This is a genomic window from Micromonospora sp. BRA006-A (assembly GCF_033433935.1).
Taxonomy (GTDB): Bacteria; Actinomycetota; Actinomycetes; order Mycobacteriales; family Micromonosporaceae; genus Micromonospora; species Micromonospora aurantiaca.
Window position 1 is genome coordinate 4,427,014 of sequence record NZ_JANCLW010000001.1, and the last position, 16,371, is coordinate 4,443,384.

Below are 16,371 nucleotides of genomic sequence, written 5' to 3' on the forward strand. Positions count from 1 at the left end.
GGAGTGCCGATGTCGGAGCCACATGTCACGCTCGACCCGAGCGGGCTCGATCCGGTGCAGCAGAAGCTGCGCGGCCCGCTGGAGGATCAGCTGACGTCGGCCCTGCAGGCGGCCGCCGACCGGGTCCGCGCCGGCTACGCCGGCGAGCCGGTGGAGGACGTCTGCCGTCGGTTGCTCGACGAGACCCGCTCCGGCCTGCACCCGGACATCGCGGCCGGCTTCCAGCCGGACATGGACGAGTTCTGCCGGGTGGCGGTGGCGATCGTGCGGGGCGAGCTGACCTGAGCCCGCGCCGGCACGGAGATTGAGTACGCGTACCGATGGCGGGTCCGCCCGGGGCGGCGAGAATACTCCCCGTGCGAACCCGAATCATGATCGTTCTTGCCGTGCTCGGACTGACCGGGCTGATGGCGACCACCGGTTGTTCCCTGCGGCAGAGCATCTGCGGCAGCGACGAGTACCCGGTGATCGCGGTCGGCCCGCAGGGCGGCAGTTCCTGCGTGCCGGACGGCGAGGAGCCGTCCCCGCCGTACGTGCGCTACCCGGAGGGCAAGGTGCCGAAGTACGTCGACGACGAGTGGGACGTCTACTGGCGCACCCACGGCATCGACGAGAACAACAGGGTCATCGACCGCTGACGCGGTCCCGCGTCAGCTCCGCCGGACGTCGACCGAGACGACGTGGGTGCCGTCCGGGCGGTCGGCCTCCCCCAGCCGCACCGGGAGCCGGCCGCCGTCGGGCGGCCGCAGGCCGAGCCCGAAGCTGAGGTGTCCCTCGTAGTCACCGGCCACCGCCCATCCGCGCAGCGTCGGGAAGCGGATCGCCGCCGGTGGCAGGTCCGCCGTCCCGCCGCCGCGGGCGTCGTGCGCCTGGGCCGGGTCGAACCGCACCGACAGGTACGCGGTACCGGGCAGCGTGACCGGCGCCCCGCGCCCCTCGGTCACCACCTGCGGCACGTAGGCGACCTCGTAGGACGGTGTGGGTCCGCGGAAGGCGAACGTGATCCGGCTGAACCCCTCCACCGGGTGGTCGCCGACGCCGATCGCCACCAGGACGGGTAGCGGTTCCCCGGGCGGCGGGGCGACCGGCACCCGTACCCGATGGGCCACCCGGACCGGGCCGGCGGGCACCGCCCAGCCCCAGGTGGCGTGCCAGGATCCGGCGGCCGGCTCGGCCGCGGTAGGCACCGGCGGGGTGGGCGTGGCCTCCGGCGTCCCGGTGGCGGCCGGAGCGGACGCCGCCGCGACCGTCGGGGTGGGCGCCGGGGACGCGCCGTCGTGGCCGGTCGCCGTGCAGGCCGCCGCGAGCAGCACGACCAGGCCGGCGAGCAGCGGTACGCGCTGAGGAGTCATGACTCAGTGTCGCTCCGTGACCGGCTCACGCACCAGAGGCGTCCCACCCGGAATCCGCCAAGCGGTGAAGGGTGCCGGACGGGTCAGGACCGGGTCCGCAACTCCCCGGTCCTGACCCCGGCCGTCCGGTTCGGTAGCGGTCTGCGCCACGGGAACCCGGCAGGCGTGGCACGACGCCTTCCGCCGGGCTCCGCGCGGCGAGCCGGTATGCCCGCACTCAGCTCCACGGTGCTCTCACCACCGGACTCCGGTGCGCCCCCGTCTCACCCCGACGAGACGTGGACGCCGGCTCAGGTTAGGCGCGTCCGCGCAGGCCGGACAAGCGATCACCGGCGACCGCGCCTGTGATTGATGTCTATGCCGAATTGCGGCATGTCGGCGTAACGGGGTCAGCCGGTTTCGCGCTGTTCGACTTCGAGACGCGGACTGCGCCCGGCCTGCCGCGCCGGCACGGTCCGCGCCGCGACGGCACCGGCGACGAGCGCCAGCGCGGCCACGTGCAGCGCCCGTACGCCCGCCGGGGCGGGGACGCCGGCGGCCGGCAGCGCGGGCATCAGCAGGGCGCCGAGGCCGGTGACCGCCAGCGCGACCCGCCAGAACACGTTCGGGTTCGCCTCCGGCGCGGATTCGGGTACGCCGCCCGCCCGCAGGGCGCGGCGGGCCTCGTGCACGGCCAGGACGACCACCAGCAGACCGCCGCCGAGGCCGGCGACGACATCCGCGAAATGGAACCAGTAGACGCCGGTCAGCGCGCGGAAGTCGGCGACGCCGAGCAGCCGGGGCAGTCGCTCGCTGTGACTGAGCCGGTCCCACGCCACGTGACTGAACGCGCCGATCAGCGCCGAGCAGACGGTCACCTGCCAGGGGTGACGCACCCGGGCCAGCGTCACGTACCAGGGCCAGCCGAACAACCGCTGCCCGGGCAGGTGCACCGCGATTCCGGCGACCACGCGGCGCACCACCCAGGCGTACACGAGGGCGACCGGCAGGCACCACCAGAGCAGTCCGCCGAGCGTGTGCGTCCGCAGGTTCAGGGCCAGCGGCGTGCCGGTGACCAGGTACCCGACGTCCGGCGCCACCGCGCCGGTGCACAGCGCCACCCCGTCGAACCAGCCCGGCCGCCACTGTTTCAGCGGCAGCACCGGCGCCAGGTGCGACGGGAAGGTCAGCGGCACGTCCCGGACGTTACCGGCCCGCTCAGAAGTGATGGACCAGGTCGGGGAACGCGGCCAGCCGGATCACCCGCTGGTCGGACGGGTCCAGCTCGTCGTGCTCCAGGACCCAGGTGTTCTCGTTCGGGATGAAGACCGCGTTCATCCCGGCGGCCCGGGCGGGCAGGATGTCCGAGCGCGGCGAGTTGCCGATCATCCAGGCGGCCGCCGGGTCGAAGGCGTGCTCGCGGGCCAGCCAGCGGTAGGTGTCGGCGTCCTTCTCCGGGACGATGTGCGCGGCCCGGAAGTGGTGCAGCAGCCCGCAGGCGTCCAGCTTGCGCTGCTGCTCCTCGCGCTCGCCCTTGGTCAGCAGCAGCAGCTCGTGCCGGCCGGCCAGGTCGTCGAGCGTCTCGGCCACGCCCGGCATCAGCTCCACCTGGTGCCCGACCAGCGCCGCGGCGAGCTGCTCGATCTCGGCGCGCTCCCGCGCGGTGGCCGGCCGCTCGCGCAGCTTCTCCAGGCACTCGCCGAGACTGCGCAGGAAGACCTTGCTGCCGTAGCCGTGCGCGACGGCGTTGGCGCGCTCGATGTCGTCGAGCACCGCGCGGATCCGGGCCCGGTCCAGCGTGGGGTGGTCCAGCCAGGTGAGGAAGTCGTCGATGACGCGCTCGAACAGGACGTTGTTCTCCCAGAGCGTGTCGTCGGCGTCGAAGACCAGCACGGCGGCGTCCCGGCGCGACGGCATCGTGTCCCCCTCCCCCTCGCGGACCTCGCACACCGTACTGCCCGGTCGCCGGACGGGCCACGCGGATTATCCGGTCGGCGGCCCGTTACCGGCGGCTACCCGACTGCGGAATCCCTGGTCCGACGGCATGCTTCGGCCATGACGATCTCACCCGATCATCCACCTGGACGACGGCGCCGGCGGCGCGCCGCCGTCGCGGTGGCCGCGACGCTCGCCGTCGCGGGCGCGGCGCTGCCGGGATCCCCGGCACTTGCCGTCAACGCCTCACACACCACAGTGGTCGGCACCGACCCCGTCGACTGGACGCCGCACGCGCTGGACGGCACCGTCCACCGCATCCTCCAGATCGGCAACCGCGTGTACGTCGCCGGCACGTTCACCAAGGTGCGCAACGCCGGCCAGTCGGCCCAGCTGGCGATGCCCCGGCTGGTGGCGCTGGACGCGACCACCGGCCGGATCGACACCACGTTCCGGCCTCAGGTCAACGGCGCGGTCAAGGCGCTCGCCGCCGCGCCGGACGGTCGCTCGCTCTACATCGGCGGCGCGTTCACCACTGTCAACGGCACGGCGGCGTCCCGGCTGGCCCGGATCGACGCGGCCACCGGCGCCCGGGTCGCCGGTTTCACCACGCCGGCGCTGAACAACCAGGTGAACGACATGCGCCTGGCCGGCAACCGGCTGATCGTCGGCGGCGCGTTCCAGACCGTCGGCGGGGTGACCCGGCGTGCCCTCGCGGCGGTGAACGCCACCACCGGGGCGGCCGACGCGTCGGTCAACCTGAACCTGGCCGGCCCGCGCACGACCACCTCCGGTGCCACCGCGCCGGTGAAGGTCGAGGCGCTGGACGTCTCCGCCGACGGCCGACGGCTGGTGTTCGTGGGCGGCTTCAGCAGCGTCGCGGGCGTGGCGCGGCACCAGATCGCCGTCGCCGACCTGAGCGCGGCCGGTGCAACGCTCTCCGGCTGGGCCACCGACCGCTACCAGCCGCAGTGCGCGCGGACGATGCCGGTCTACATGCGCGGCGTCGACATCTCGCCGGACGGCACCTGGTTCGCGGCGGTCACCACCGGCGGCCCGTTCCCGGGCACGCTCTGCGACACCGCGGCGCGGTTCGAGTTCGGTACGGCCACCGGCGGCAAGCAGCCGACCTGGGCCAACTACACCGGCGGCGACACGCTGCTGTCGGTGGCGGTGACCGGCGCGGCGGTCTACGTCGGCGGGCACCAGCGCTGGCTGGACAACCCGCAGGGCCGCAACTCGGCCGGTCCGGGCGCGGTGTCCCGGCCGGGCATCGGGGCGATCCACCCGACCACGGGTAAGGCGCTGCCGTGGAACCCGACGAAGGACCGGGGCGTCGGCACCCAGGAGCTGTACGCCACCGACCGCGGTCTGTGGGTCGGCAGCGACACGGTGACGGTGGCCGGCGAGTACCACGCCCGGCTGGCGTTCCTGCCGCTGCCGTGAGCGCGCGGGGCGCGGCGGTACTCCCGCCGCGCCCCCGCATGCGGGTCAGCGGCGCAGGGTGAGGATCAGGTCGGCGACCAGCGCGGTCCACCCCGTCTGGTGCCAGGCGCCCAGGCCGGCGCCGTTGTCGCCGTGGAAGTACTCCGGGAAGCAGATCAGGTCGCGCCAGTCCGGGTGGGTCTGGAACAGCTGCGCGGCCCCGTAGATCGGCCGCCGCCCCCAGCCGTCGCGGGTGAACAGCGAGATCAGCCGCGCGGACAGGTCGTCGGCGATCTCGTCGAGCGTGCGCTTCACCCCGGACCGGGTCGGGTACTCGACCTGCAGGTCGTCGCCGAAGAACGCGGCGTAGTCGCGCAGCGCGCTGATCAGCAGGAAGTTCGTCGGCATCCAGATCGGGCCGCGCCAGTTGGAGTTGCCGCCGAACAGGCCGCTGGTCGACTCGGCCGGCTCGTAGCCGACGCTGAACTCCTGCCCGCCGAGCGTGACGGTGAACGGCTTGTCCAGGTGGGCCCGGGACAGCGTGCGCAGCCCGTACTCGGAGAGGAACTCGTCGGTGTCGAGCATCCGGGCCAGCAGCCGTACCACCTGGTCCGGGGCGACCATCGACAGCAGTCGCTGCTGGCGGCCGTCCGGCCCGATCCGGCGGGCGCCGATCACCTCCGCGTACTCCGGGCGGTTGGTGAGGAACCAGCGCAGCCGCGCGCCCAGCTCGGGCAGACGGCGCATGGTCCGGGCGGTCAGCCGGGTGACGGCTGCGAGCGGCAGCAGCCCGACCACCGAGCGCACCTTCAGCGGCACCTTCGTCCCGTCGGCCAAGCGCAGCACGTCGTAGAAGAACGCGTCCTCCGCGTCCCACAGCCCCTGGTGGTACGCGGCGGCGGCGATGTACGCGAAGTGCTCGAAGAACTTGGTGGCGGTGTCCACGTACGCGCGGTCGTGCTCGGCCAGCACGATCGCCATGTCGAGCAGGTTGAGCGCGTACATGGCCATCCAGCCGGTGCCGTCGGACTGCTCCAGCACCCCGGCGACCGGCAGCGCGGCCGAGCGGTCGAACGGGCCGACGTTGTCCAGCCCGAGGAAGCCGCCCTCGAAGACGTTGTTGCCGCCGGTGTCCTTGCGGTTGACCCACCAGGTGAAGTTGAGCAGCAGCTTGTGCATCACCCGGGCGAGGAACTCGTGGTCGCGGGAGCCGTCGATCTCGAAGACCTTCAGCGCCGCCCAGGCGTGCACCGGCGGGTTCACGTCCCCGAACGCCCACTCGTACGCCGGGATCTGCCCGTTGGGGTGCAGGTACCACTCGCGCAGCAGCAGCAGGATCTGCTCCTTGGCGAAGCCCGGGTCGACCCGGGCGATGGTGACGCAGTGGAAGGCCAGGTCCCAGGCGGCGTACCAGGGGTACTCCCACGGGTCCGGCATGGAGATCACGTCGAAGCTGTTCATGTGCCACCAGGCGCTGTTGCGCCCGTGCCGCCGGCCGGCCGGCGGCGGCGCGGAGCCGGGGTCGCCGGCCAGCCAGCGTTCGACGTCGAAGTGGTAGAACTGCTTGCCCCACATCAGCCCGGCGATGGCCTGGCGGGCCACCAGTGCCTCGTCGGCGGTGGTGGCGGCCGGGATGACGGTGTCGAAGAACCGGTTCGCCTCGGCCCGGCGCGCCCAGAGCACGGTGTCGAACCCGTCGCCCAGGTCGGCCGCAGCGGGCGGCGAGGCGGCCGGCGGCGGCGCGGTACGGGTCAGCCGCAGCCGGATCTGCCGCTGCTCACCGGCCGGCACGTCGAGCACGTAGTGCAGCGCGCCCTTGGTGCCGGTGCGGTCCGGGTTGACGGTGGCGGCGCCGGCCACGACGTGGTCGTTGATGCCGTCCTTCGGGTACGCCGACCGCCCGGGCAGCCCCCAGAGCCGCTCGGCGTTCGTCTCGTTGTCGCACAGCAGCGGCACCGGGTCGCCGTCGCCGGACAGCAGGATCTGGCCGAGCACCCAGTGGTCACCGACGAGGCGGGCGCCGCCCCGATCCCCGGCCTCCTCGCCGGTCAGCTTCGGCATCCGGTCGGTGCCGGGCAGGCCCCACGCCCAGGTGTTGCGGAACCACAGGGTGGGCAGCACGTGCAGCGTCGCGTCCTCCTCGCCCCGGTTCGCCACGGTGACCAGCACGCACATGTCGGTCGGCGACGCCTTGGCGTAGTCGACTGTCACCGCCCAGTACCTGTCGTCGTCGAAGATGCCGGTGTCGACCAGCTCGTACTCGGTGTCGTCCCGGCCGCGCAGCGCGTTCACCGCGACCAGCTCGTCGTACGGGAACGTGGCCTGCGGGTAGTGGTAGCGCCAGCGCATGAAGGAGTGCGTCGGGGTGCTGTCGAGGTACCACCAGTACTCCTTGACGTCCTCCCCGTGGTTGCCGCCGTCGCCGCCGAGGCCGAACATCCGCTCCTTGAGGATCGGGTCGCGCCCGTTCCACAGCGCGAGGGCGAAGCAGAACGTCTGCCGGTCGTCGCAGACGCCCGCCATGCCGTCCTCGTTCCACCGGTACGCTCGGGACCGCGCGTGGTCGTGGGGGAAGTAGTCCCACGCCGTGCCGTGTTCGCTGTAGTCCTCCCGGACGGTCCCCCACGCCCGCTCGGACAGATAGGGGCCCCATGCGCGCCAGTCCTGCTCCCCGGCGTCGGCCTGGGCGAGCCGGTGCCGCTCGGGGTCGGGGGACGCGGAGGTCGACCGGTCGGTGATCACTGGCACATCTTCGACGCCACCGGGGTACTTCTCCACAGCGGCCATTGTCGCCGTGGCATGTCACACCTCGCTGCCGGTGGAGGAAAGTTGATCGACATCCGTTTCGGGCCGCGGGTCTGCGGCGAACTGTCCGCCGCCGCCGCGCGGGAATGGCTGGTCACGGACGGGCGCGGCGGGTACGCCATGGGCACCGTCGCCGGGCTGCGTACCCGCCGGTACCACGGGCTGCTCGTGGTGGCCGATGACACGCCGGCGTCCCGCAAGGTGGGACTCGTGAGCCTCGACCCGGCGGTGACGCTGCCGTCGGGGCGGCAGGTCCGCCTCGGCGCGCACGAGTGGTCCTCGGGCGTGGTCGACCCGCGCGGCTTCGAGCTGCTGGAGCACTTCGACCTGGCCGACGGGGTGCCGCGCTGGCGGTGGCGCGTCGGCGACGTGGTGATCGAACGGGAGATCGCCATGACGTACGGCCGCTCCTGCGTGGCGGTGGTGCACCGGTTGATCTCCGGTGGCCCGGTTCGGCTGGACCTGGCGGCGGCCTGCACCTGGCGCGACGCGCACGGCGAGCGGCGCGCCGACGGCCCGGCGCCCCGGCTGGAACCGGCGGCCGGCGGCGCGGTGGTCGACGGCGCGTACCGCCTGGCCGGGCCGGACTGGACGCCTGCGGGGCAGTGGTGGCACGGGGTGCGCCACCGGACCGAGGCCGAGCGCGGTCTGCACCCGGACGAGGACCTCTGGTACGCGGGCCGGTTCACCGGCGCGCTCGACGAGCCGGGCGCGACGGTGTCGGTGCTGGCCTGGGCGGACGACCTGGCCGAGGAGCCGCCACCGGCGACCGCCGTGGTCGAGGCGGCCCGCCGGCGTAGCCGCGCGGTGGTGGCGGCGGCGAAACCCGGCGACGCGGTCGAGGCGACGCTCGCGCTCGCCGCCGACGCGTTCGTGGTACACACCGCCACCGGCCCGGACGTGGTCGCCGGCTACCCCTGGTTCGGGGCCTGGTCACGGGACACGATGATCTCCTACGAGGGCCTGTTCCTGTGCACGAACCGCGCCGACGAGGGCCGCGACCTGCTGCGGGCGTACGCGGCCACGCTGAGCGAGGGCATGCTGGCGAACACCGCCGACACCGGCCGGGTCGAGTACAACACCGTCGACGCGACCCTGTGGTTCCTGCACGCGGTGCACCGGCACGTCACCGTCACCGGCGACACCGACCTGGGCGACGAGCTGCTGCCCGCGCTGCACGGCGTGGTCGAGGCGCACGTCGCGGGCACCCGGTACGGCATCGGCGTGGACCCGGCCGACGGGCTGCTGGCGCAGGGCGGCCCGCCGGACGTGGCGCTCACCTGGATGGACGCCCGGGTGTACGGGGTGCCGGTGACCCCGCGTACCGGCAAGCCGGTCGAGGTGAACGCGTTGTGGATCAACGGGCTGGCCGGGCTCGCCGAGCTGACCGAGCTGGCCGGACGCGACGCCGCCGCGCTGCACGCGCTGCACCACCGGGCCACCGCCGCGTTCCGGGAGCGCTTCCCCGCCCCGGCCGGCTGGCTGCACGACGTGGTGGACGCGCCGGCGCCCGCGTACCCGCTGGGCGGGGCCGCGCACCACGACGACGACCTGCTGCGCCCCAACCAGCTGCTCGCCTGGTCGCTGCCGCACGCGCCGCTGGAGCCGGACGAGGCCGCGCTGCGCCGGATCACCGAGGCGCTGTTCACCCCGCTCGGCCCACGCAGCCTCGCCCCGGACTCCCCCGGCTGGACCGGCCGGCACCGGGGCGGACCCGCCGAGCGGGACTCCGCCTACCACCAGGGCACCGTCTGGCCGTGGCTGACCGGGCCGCTGCTGGACGCGTACCGCCGGGCCGGGCTGCCCACCGACGACCTGCTGGTGGGCCTGGTGGGCCACCTCGCCGAGGACGGACTGGGGTCGGTGAGCGAGACCGCCGACGGCGCGGCGCCGCACGCGGCCACCGGCTGCCCGTTCCAGGCGTGGTCGGTGGCCGAGCTGCTGCGCGCGCGGCGGATGCGCCGGTAACGCGTTACAGACCGGCAACCGGCGCGTCGCCGCCGGTTATCGACCCCTCGGCAGGATGGGTGCCGACCCCACCGGACACCGCGGCGACGCCGCCGCCGGGGTGGGGACGCCACAACTCAAAGGGGGCCGCGTGTCAGCTGACGCCGAAGTGATCGACATCCAGCCCGCCCGGCGCCTGCGGGTGCTGCTGCTCTCCTGGGAGTACCCGCCGGTGCTCGTCGGTGGCCTCGGCCGCCACGTCCACGCGCTGTCAGTGGCGCTCGCGGCCGCCGGGCACGAGGTCACGGTCGTCACCCGCCACGCCGAGGGCGCTCCCCTGGAGGAGTACGCCGAGGGCGTGCGCGTCGTCCGGGCCGCCGAGGATCCGGTCCGGTTCCCGCTCGCCACCGGCTCGCTGCTGGCCTGGACGATGGCGTTCAACCACACGCTCACCCGGGCCGCGCTGCGCGCCGCCTCGTCCGGCACCTACGACGTCATCCACGCCCACGACTGGCTGGTCGCGCACACGGCCGTCACGCTGGCCGAGCACCTGGACGTGCCGCTGGTGACCACGATCCACGCCACCGAGGCGGGCCGGCACCAGGGCTGGCTGCCGGAGGAGATGAACCGCACCATCCACGGCGTCGAGCACTGGCTGAGCAACGCCTCCGGCCGGGTGATCGCCTGCTCCGGGTACATGCGCGACCAGGTGGCGCGGCTGTTCGCCGTACCGGCCGGGCGCATCGACGTGGTCGCCAACGGCGTCGACGACCGGGCCTGGCGGGCGCGGCCGCACGCGGTCGCCTCCGCCCGGGCACGCTTCGCCGCGGGCGGGCCGCTCGTCGGGTACGCCGGCCGCCTGGTCTACGAGAAGGGCGTGCAGCACCTGGTGCACGCCGTGCCGCACCTGGCGAAGCGGCACCCCGGCCTGCGGGTGGTGATCGCCGGGGACGGGCCGTACCGGGACGAGCTGGTCGACCAGGCGCGGCGGCTGCACCTCGGGGACACGGTCCGGTTCGCGGGTTTCATGGACGCCACCCAGCTTCCCGCGGTGCTCGCCGCCACCGACGCCACGGTGATCCCCAGCCTCTACGAGCCGTTCGGCATGATCGCGCTGGAGGCGGCGGCGGCCGGCGCGCCGCTCGCTGTGGCGCGTACCGGCGGCCTGGCCGAGATCGTCGAGCCCGGGGTGACAGGTGTGACGTTCCCGCACGGCGACCCGGACGCGCTGGCCGGCGCCGTCGACCGGCTGCTCGGCGACGAGGTGTTCGCCCGGCGGGTGGCGCGTGAGGCGCGCACCATGGTCAGCCGGCGCTACACCTGGTCGGCGATCGCCGCCCGGACCGCCGCCGCCTACGCCACCGCCCGCCGCGACCACGACGCGTTCCAGGCCCGCCGGGCCACCGCCCTGCTGGCCGGCGACCGGTCGCCGATCGCCGTCCCGGAGGGGAACCTGCTCGCCGGCGCGGCAAGTTAGCGCTGACATGCGATAGGTACCGTCCGATCCGTTGGCTATTGTGGACCACTGACCAGCGGTGAGGAGTGCGGTGCGGGAGGTAGTGATCGCGGGGCGGTACCGCCTGCTCGAACTGGTCGGCCGCGGCGGGATGGGCCAGGTCTGGCGGGCGCGCGACGAGGAGCTGCAGCGCGAGGTCGCGGTGAAGCAGGTCGTGCCGCCGAACTGGCTCGCCGAGAACGAGCAGGACGAGCTGCGCGCCCGTACGCTGCGCGAGGCACGTACGGCCGCGCGGCTCAACCACCCCAACGTGGTGCGGGTCTACGACGTGGTCCGGGTCCAGGGCGAGCCCTGGCTGATCATGGAGTACGTCCCGTCGCGCTCGCTTCAGGAGATCATCGAGACCGACGGGCCGCTGCCGCCCGGCCGGGCCGCCGAGATCGGCCTGTCGGTGCTCGCCGCGCTGCGCGCCGCGCACGACGCCGGGGTGCTGCACCGGGACGTGAAGCCCGCGAACGTGCTCCTGGCCCGGGACGGGCGGGTGCTGCTCACCGACTTCGGGCTGGCCGTGTTCCAGGGCGGCGACGGCGCGATGACCCGGCCCGGCCTGGTCCTCGGCTCCCCCCAGTACGTGGCTCCGGAGCGGGCCGCCGAGGGCGTGTCGAGCGTCGAGGCGGACATGTGGTCGCTCGGCGCCACGCTGCACGCCGCGGTGGAGGGCCGCTCCCCGTACGCCCGCAGCACCGCGATGGCCACGCTCGCCGCGCTCGCCACCCGGCCGCCCGACCCGGCCCCGCACGCCGGCCCGCTGACGCCGGTGCTGACCGGGCTGCTGCGGCGCGATCCGCGTACCCGGCTGGGGCACCGCGAGACGGCCCGCCTGCTCGGCGTCGCCGCGGTGTCGGAGGCCGACGCGGAGGCCGCCGGATCGGGGAGCCGCGCCACCGCCCCGCCGGCCGAGCGGCCCGCCGGCGGACGCGAGGCCGACGCGGCGGGTGACGAGCCGGGAACACCGGGGAACCCGGTGGCCCCGGGCGGCATCTACCCGGACCTGATGCCACCGGCCGCCGCCGCCCGCGCGTGGAGCCGGGCGGCGAAGCGCAGCGAGTGGGCCCCGCCCGCCGAGGGCGACCGCGCGCCACCGAGCGGCGAGGCGGCCGACGCCGCCGGTCCGGCCGCCCGCGCGGACACCGGCGCTCCGGCGTCCCCGGCCGGCCGCTCGGGCGCGCTCGGGCACACGGACGCCGGCGGTTCCTCGTCGCCGATCGGCCGCGCGGAGGGGAACCTCCGTGGGGACGCGGGCGGCGGCTCGGGCGCGGTCGGCGGCTCGGGAGCCGTCGGAGGCGCGGGCGGCGGCGCGGGCGCGGTCGGCCCGGGCACCGGTCCGCAGGCGGCCGGAGGCCCGAGGACGGTCGGCCCGGGCACCGGTCCGCAGGCGGCCGGAGGCCCGAGGACGGTCGGCGGCCCGCCCGCCGCCGGTGGACCGGCCGGGGACGGCGGTTCGGGCGCGATCGGCCGCGCGGCCGCTGTGGGCCGGGCGGCACCACCGACCAGCGCCCGGCCCGGTGAACCGGAACGCGGCCACGCGGCCGAGCCGGAGCCGGCCGCGACCGCCGAGCCGTCCCGGGGCGGATCCGCCCGCCCGGCCCCGATCAGCCTCGGCCCCACAGTCCTCACCAGCTTCGTCGACCCGGGCAGCCCGGGCGGCCCCGAGTCGGCGCCCCGCGCCGACGCCCTCAGCCCGGTGCACATCGTCGGCCCCGGCGCCGCGCCGGTCGCCAAGCCTCCACCGGTCGCCCACAGCGGGCCCGTCGACAGCGGCGCGGTACACCCGGCCCCGCCCCGGCCCGCCGGCGTCCCCCGCCCCGCCGATCCACCGCTCACCTCCGACGACGGGAACCCGCTGCACCGCTGGGGACTCATGCTGGGCGCCGTGCTGCTGGCGGTGGCGACCGGGGTGGGCACCGCGCTGGCGATCACCGGTGGCCGCGACGACGCGCCGCAGGCGGGCAGCTCCACCGAGGCCGTCGCCCGCCCCTGGGACCGTCCGCCCGGGCCGGGCGTGCCGCCTCCGCCGTTCCCCTGCGTCCGCCCCGACGTGGCCGGCACGCCGGTCCGCAAGGGACCGCCACCTGACGACCCGCCGGTGACCGTTCCGGCCGGCTGGGTCTGGCCCGCCGACACCGGCGGCTTCCGGATCGCCCTGCCCGCCGGCTGGCTGCAACTGCGCTCCGGTGACACCACCTGCTTCCAGGATCCGGGGACGCGGCGCATCCTGGGCGTCGAGCCGTACCCGGGAGGTGATCCGGTGGGCCGGCTGAAGTCGTCCGAGCGGGACCTGACCTCGGCCGGCCGGCTGCCGCACTACCAGAAGGTCCGGCTGGAGTCCGACGGCCCGGGCGCGGCGTGGGAGTGCCGCTGGACCGCGCCGTACGGGGAACGGATGCGTGCGTTGCGCGTCCTGCCCGGCGAGCGGGCCGGCTGGACGCTCGGCTGGACCACCTCCGACGCCGACTGGTCCGCCGCCTCCAAGCAGTTCGCCGTCATCCGCGCGAGCCTCGGCACGGTCCGGCCCACCCGTACCGCGGGCTGATGCGGCGCGGCGGACACCACTTCCCCAGTGGACCGTCCGGCTGATGCTCCGCTGTCGCACGGGCTGACTACAGTGGCGTAGTTTTTGTGGATCAAGACCTTCGGGAAGGGCGAGCCGAGATGATGGGACCGTCCCACGCGCTCTCGGGCGCGGCGGTGTGGCTGACCGGCTCCTGGGCCATGGCCCAGTTCGCGGACTACCACCAGACACCGCTGGCCCTGGCGGTGGGCACCGCGGTCTGCGCCGGCGGGGCGCTCTTCCCCGACCTGGACCTGTCCGGGAAGGTCACCCGCAACCAGGGTGGCGCCACCGTGGCCCGCACCTTCGGCGTGGTCAGCCTCTTCGTCGCCGAGGTGATGGAGAAGATCTCGCTCGGCGTCTACTACGCCACCAAGCTCAGCAAGGACCCGCGCCGCAACAACGGGCACCGCACGCTGACCCACACCATCCCGTTCACCGTGCTCGTCGGCTGGGGCACCACCGCGCTGTGCGCCCACTACGGCAAGTGGGCGGTGGTCGGCATCCTCTTCTTCATGATCGGCCTGGCGCTGCGCGGGCTGTTCGACGAGTGGGCCGAGCGTGCCGGCTGGGTGGTGGTCACGCTGGTGTCCGCCGCCGCGGCCTGGTTCACGTTCGCCAACCTGCCCGGGGACCGGGGCTATCCGATGATCGGGCTCGCGGTCGGGGTGGGCTGTTTCGTGCACATCCTCGGCGACATGATCACCCGGGCGGGGGTGCCGATCCTGTGGCCCATCCCGATCAAACGCCGGATGTGGACGATGATCGGCCTGCCCAACAAGATCGCTCTGCGGACCGGCAGCAAGGCCGAGACCGTGGTGCTGCGCACCGCGATGACGATCCTGTCCGTCCTGGCCGCGGTGGGGCTGGTCGCCCCGTCGGTGCTGCAGCGCTTCGACATCCAGGTGTAGGTCAGCGCGCCTCGGCGCGTACCGGGCGGGTGGTGGCCGCCCGGGCCCGGATCAGCCGGGCGGTCCAGCCCACGCCGCGGGCGGTGAGCGCGTAGGCCGCCGTCGGCGGGAGGGCCAGCAGCGCCGCGATCCCGGCCACCAGCGGCACCCGGGCGCCGGGCACGTCCGTGGCGACCGCCGTCGCGGCGGCGTACCCGGCGGCCAGCCCGACCGCGACGAGCCCGGCGTACGCGAGCGCCGGACCGGCACGCCGCCGTCCCGCCGCCGCACCGAGCGCGACGGCCGGCGCGAACAGCAGCGGCAGCGCCGCCACACCGAGCAGCGCCGCGATCAGCACCAGCAGCGGCCCGGCCAGCGGGCCGCCCGGGTCGGCGCCGGTGACCAGCGCGTACGCCAGCAGGCCGAGGTAGCCGGCGACCGCCTCCGCGACGACGACGAGCCACGCCGCGACTGCTCCGGCGAGATGACGAGCGACAGTGGTGCCCACGTTGTCCCCTCCCCCGTGCGGACGGCGCCACGACCGTCCTGTGGGCACGGTAGCGCCCGGGGTGGCGGCGGGTAGAGGCCGCACCCGGCATCACGCTGGGTAGGGAAGCAGGCGTCGTCGATCGTCCGTGCGGACGATCGACGACACGCTAATGCGCATTAGCGCCGAGGTCTGCCTACTGTCGCGCGCCCGGTCGGCCCTTGTCAAGATTCCCGCCCGAACAACCGCCGGACGGCGGCGGGCGCGGTTGCTAATCCGCATTACATCAGGGAGTTCATCGAACGGAAATCTTCCGGCCACCCCTTGACAGGACGCCGGGAGAGCAGAGAGGCTCCATCCCGACCCGATCGCTAATACGCATTACCGGAAGTGGAAGGACCGACGTGACCCCTCCCCCCAGGCGTGTCACCCAGCGTGACATCGCGCGCATGGCCGGCGTCAGCCAGGCGACCGTGTCGCTGGTGCTCAACAACCGCACCGACGCCGACGTCCGGATCGCGCCGGAGACACGGGACCGGGTCTTGCAGGTCATCGCCGAGACGGGATACGCCGCCGACCCGGCCGCCCGCCGCCTCGCCTCCGGGTTCAACCGGATCATCGGCGTCTTCACCTATGAGCCGGCCTTCCCCAGCGGCAGCCGGGACTTCTTCCACCCGTTCCTGCTCGGCATCGAGGAGTACGCCGAACGGGTCGGCTGCGACCTGCTGCTGTTCACCAGCGCCCCGGTGGTGGACGGCCGGCGGCGCATCTTCCACCAGGACAACCGGCTACGGCTGGCCGACGGCTGCATCCTGCTCGGCCGGGAGATCGACGGCGCGGAGCTGCTCCGGCTCAACCGTGACGGGTTCCCCTACGTCGCCGTCGGACGCCGCGACGACGCCGGCGGCCCGGTGCCCTACGTCGGCGCCGACTACGCCAGCGCCGTCCACCGGCTGGCCGAGCGGGCGGTGGAGCTGGGACACCGGCGCCTGACGTACGTGGGCATGGGCACCTCGGCCGAGTCGTCGCACGACCGGCGCAGCGGTTTCCACGCCGGCGCGACCGGCGCGGACAGCGCCCGCCAGATCACCGCGACCGCGGAGACCGCCGATGCCACAGTCGACGGCCTGCGGGCCGACGGCAGCACCGTCGCCTTCGTGGAGGACTTCGCCACCGCCGTGGCGCTGGAGGCGGCCGCCCGCCGCAAGGGGCTGACGGTGCCCGGTGACCTGTCCGTCGTGACGCTCGGCGACCCGACCGTCCCGGTGCCCACCGACATCACGTTCACCGGGTTCCGCATCCCGCGCGAGGAGATGGGCCGCCAGGCCGTCGAGGTGCTGACCGGCGTCATCGACGGCAGCGCCGGCGGCCTCCAGCAACGGCTCCTGCCCTGCGAACTCGTCGAGGGCGACACCCTCGGCGTCCCTGGATCGGCGGCCGACCGGCGCTGACACGCCCGGCCGCGCAACTGGAAGGAAGCAAGT

At 74.6% G+C, this 16,371-nt stretch carries 13 protein-coding genes; 8 read left to right on the top strand and 5 right to left on the bottom strand.

Features of this window, described 5'->3' with window-relative positions; all coding sequences use genetic code 11:
• Window positions 1-9 precede the first annotated feature (9 nt).
• Window positions 10-285, top strand: coding sequence for a hypothetical protein (locus NMK34_RS19965; RefSeq protein WP_013287312.1), 276 nt, complete (start codon window positions 10-12; stop codon window positions 283-285).
• Between the two features lie 71 nt (window positions 286-356).
• Window positions 357-638: an SCO0607 family lipoprotein gene (locus NMK34_RS19970; RefSeq protein ID WP_318334727.1), complete on the top strand. Its 282-nt coding sequence runs from the start codon at window positions 357-359 to the stop codon at window positions 636-638.
• A 12-nt stretch (window positions 639-650) separates the two neighbouring features.
• Here the strand turns inward: NMK34_RS19970 and NMK34_RS19975 are convergent, their stop codons facing one another.
• The 3 genes from NMK34_RS19975 to NMK34_RS19985 form a co-directional block, all read right to left on the bottom strand.
• A complete protein-coding gene (locus tag NMK34_RS19975; RefSeq protein ID WP_318334728.1) occupies window positions 651-1,352 on the bottom strand; it encodes a hypothetical protein in 702 nt (233 codons plus the stop codon).
• A gap of 389 nt (window positions 1,353-1,741) precedes the next feature.
• Window positions 1,742-2,527, bottom strand: coding sequence for a DUF4184 family protein (locus tag NMK34_RS19980; protein ID WP_318334729.1), 786 nt, complete (start codon window positions 2,525-2,527; stop codon window positions 1,742-1,744).
• Between the two features lie 22 nt (window positions 2,528-2,549).
• Entirely contained in the window at window positions 2,550-3,248 is a 699-nt protein-coding gene (locus tag NMK34_RS19985) for an HAD family hydrolase (RefSeq protein WP_318334730.1), read from the bottom strand.
• Window positions 3,249-3,386: 138 nt separating this feature from the next.
• Here NMK34_RS19985 and NMK34_RS19990 point away from each other — a divergent pair, with 138 nt between their 5' ends.
• Complete coding sequence (locus tag NMK34_RS19990) at window positions 3,387-4,712, top strand: hypothetical protein (RefSeq protein WP_318334731.1); 1,326 nt, start codon at window positions 3,387-3,389, stop codon at window positions 4,710-4,712.
• A 45-nt stretch (window positions 4,713-4,757) separates the two neighbouring features.
• On the opposite strand, the gene NMK34_RS19995 is transcribed toward NMK34_RS19990, so the two are convergent.
• Complete coding sequence (locus NMK34_RS19995) at window positions 4,758-7,478, bottom strand: MGH1-like glycoside hydrolase domain-containing protein (RefSeq protein ID WP_318334732.1); 2,721 nt, start codon at window positions 7,476-7,478, stop codon at window positions 4,758-4,760.
• 42 nt (window positions 7,479-7,520) lie between these two features.
• Here NMK34_RS19995 and NMK34_RS20000 point away from each other — a divergent pair, with 42 nt between their 5' ends.
• The 4 genes from NMK34_RS20000 (at window position 7,521) to NMK34_RS20015 (ending at window position 14,421) form a co-directional block, all read left to right on the top strand.
• Window positions 7,521-9,464: an amylo-alpha-1,6-glucosidase gene (locus tag NMK34_RS20000; protein ID WP_318334733.1), complete on the top strand. Its 1,944-nt coding sequence runs from the start codon at window positions 7,521-7,523 to the stop codon at window positions 9,462-9,464.
• Between the two features lie 130 nt (window positions 9,465-9,594).
• Window positions 9,595-10,920, top strand: coding sequence for a glycosyltransferase family 4 protein (locus NMK34_RS20005; RefSeq protein WP_318334734.1), 1,326 nt, complete (start codon window positions 9,595-9,597; stop codon window positions 10,918-10,920).
• Window positions 10,921-10,990: 70 nt separating this feature from the next.
• On the top strand, window positions 10,991-13,492 hold the full coding sequence (locus NMK34_RS20010; protein ID WP_318334735.1) for a serine/threonine-protein kinase: 2,502 nt from the start codon (window positions 10,991-10,993) through the stop codon (window positions 13,490-13,492).
• 119 nt (window positions 13,493-13,611) lie between these two features.
• The gene (locus NMK34_RS20015; RefSeq protein WP_318334736.1) at window positions 13,612-14,421 is read left to right on the top strand and encodes a metal-dependent hydrolase; all 810 of its coding nucleotides are present in this window, start codon (window positions 13,612-13,614) and stop codon (window positions 14,419-14,421) included.
• Window position 14,422: 1 nt separating this feature from the next.
• On the opposite strand, the gene NMK34_RS20020 is transcribed toward NMK34_RS20015, so the two are convergent.
• On the bottom strand, window positions 14,423-14,908 hold the full coding sequence (locus NMK34_RS20020; RefSeq protein ID WP_318334737.1) for a hypothetical protein: 486 nt from the start codon (window positions 14,906-14,908) through the stop codon (window positions 14,423-14,425).
• 383 nt (window positions 14,909-15,291) lie between these two features.
• Here NMK34_RS20020 and NMK34_RS20025 point away from each other — a divergent pair, with 383 nt between their 5' ends.
• Complete coding sequence (locus NMK34_RS20025) at window positions 15,292-16,338, top strand: LacI family DNA-binding transcriptional regulator (protein ID WP_318334738.1); 1,047 nt, start codon at window positions 15,292-15,294, stop codon at window positions 16,336-16,338.
• Window positions 16,339-16,371: the final 33 nt, after the last annotated feature.

What these genes read in the sequence shown, in the direction of transcription:
- NMK34_RS19965 (WP_013287312.1), top strand. Translation starts at nt 10, where the DNA reads ATGTCGGAGCCACATGTCACGCTCGACCCGAGCGGGCTCGATCCGGTG.
- NMK34_RS19975 (WP_318334728.1), bottom strand. Translation starts at nt 1,352, where the DNA reads ATGACTCCTCAGCGCGTACCGCTGCTCGCCGGCCTGGTCGTGCTGCTC.
- NMK34_RS19985 (WP_318334730.1), bottom strand. Translation starts at nt 3,248, where the DNA reads ATGCCGTCGCGCCGGGACGCCGCCGTGCTGGTCTTCGACGCCGACGAC.
- NMK34_RS19990 (WP_318334731.1), top strand. Translation starts at nt 3,387, where the DNA reads ATGACGATCTCACCCGATCATCCACCTGGACGACGGCGCCGGCGGCGC.
- NMK34_RS19995 (WP_318334732.1), bottom strand. Translation starts at nt 7,478, where the DNA reads ATGGCCGCTGTGGAGAAGTACCCCGGTGGCGTCGAAGATGTGCCAGTG.
- NMK34_RS20015 (WP_318334736.1), top strand. Translation starts at nt 13,612, where the DNA reads ATGATGGGACCGTCCCACGCGCTCTCGGGCGCGGCGGTGTGGCTGACC.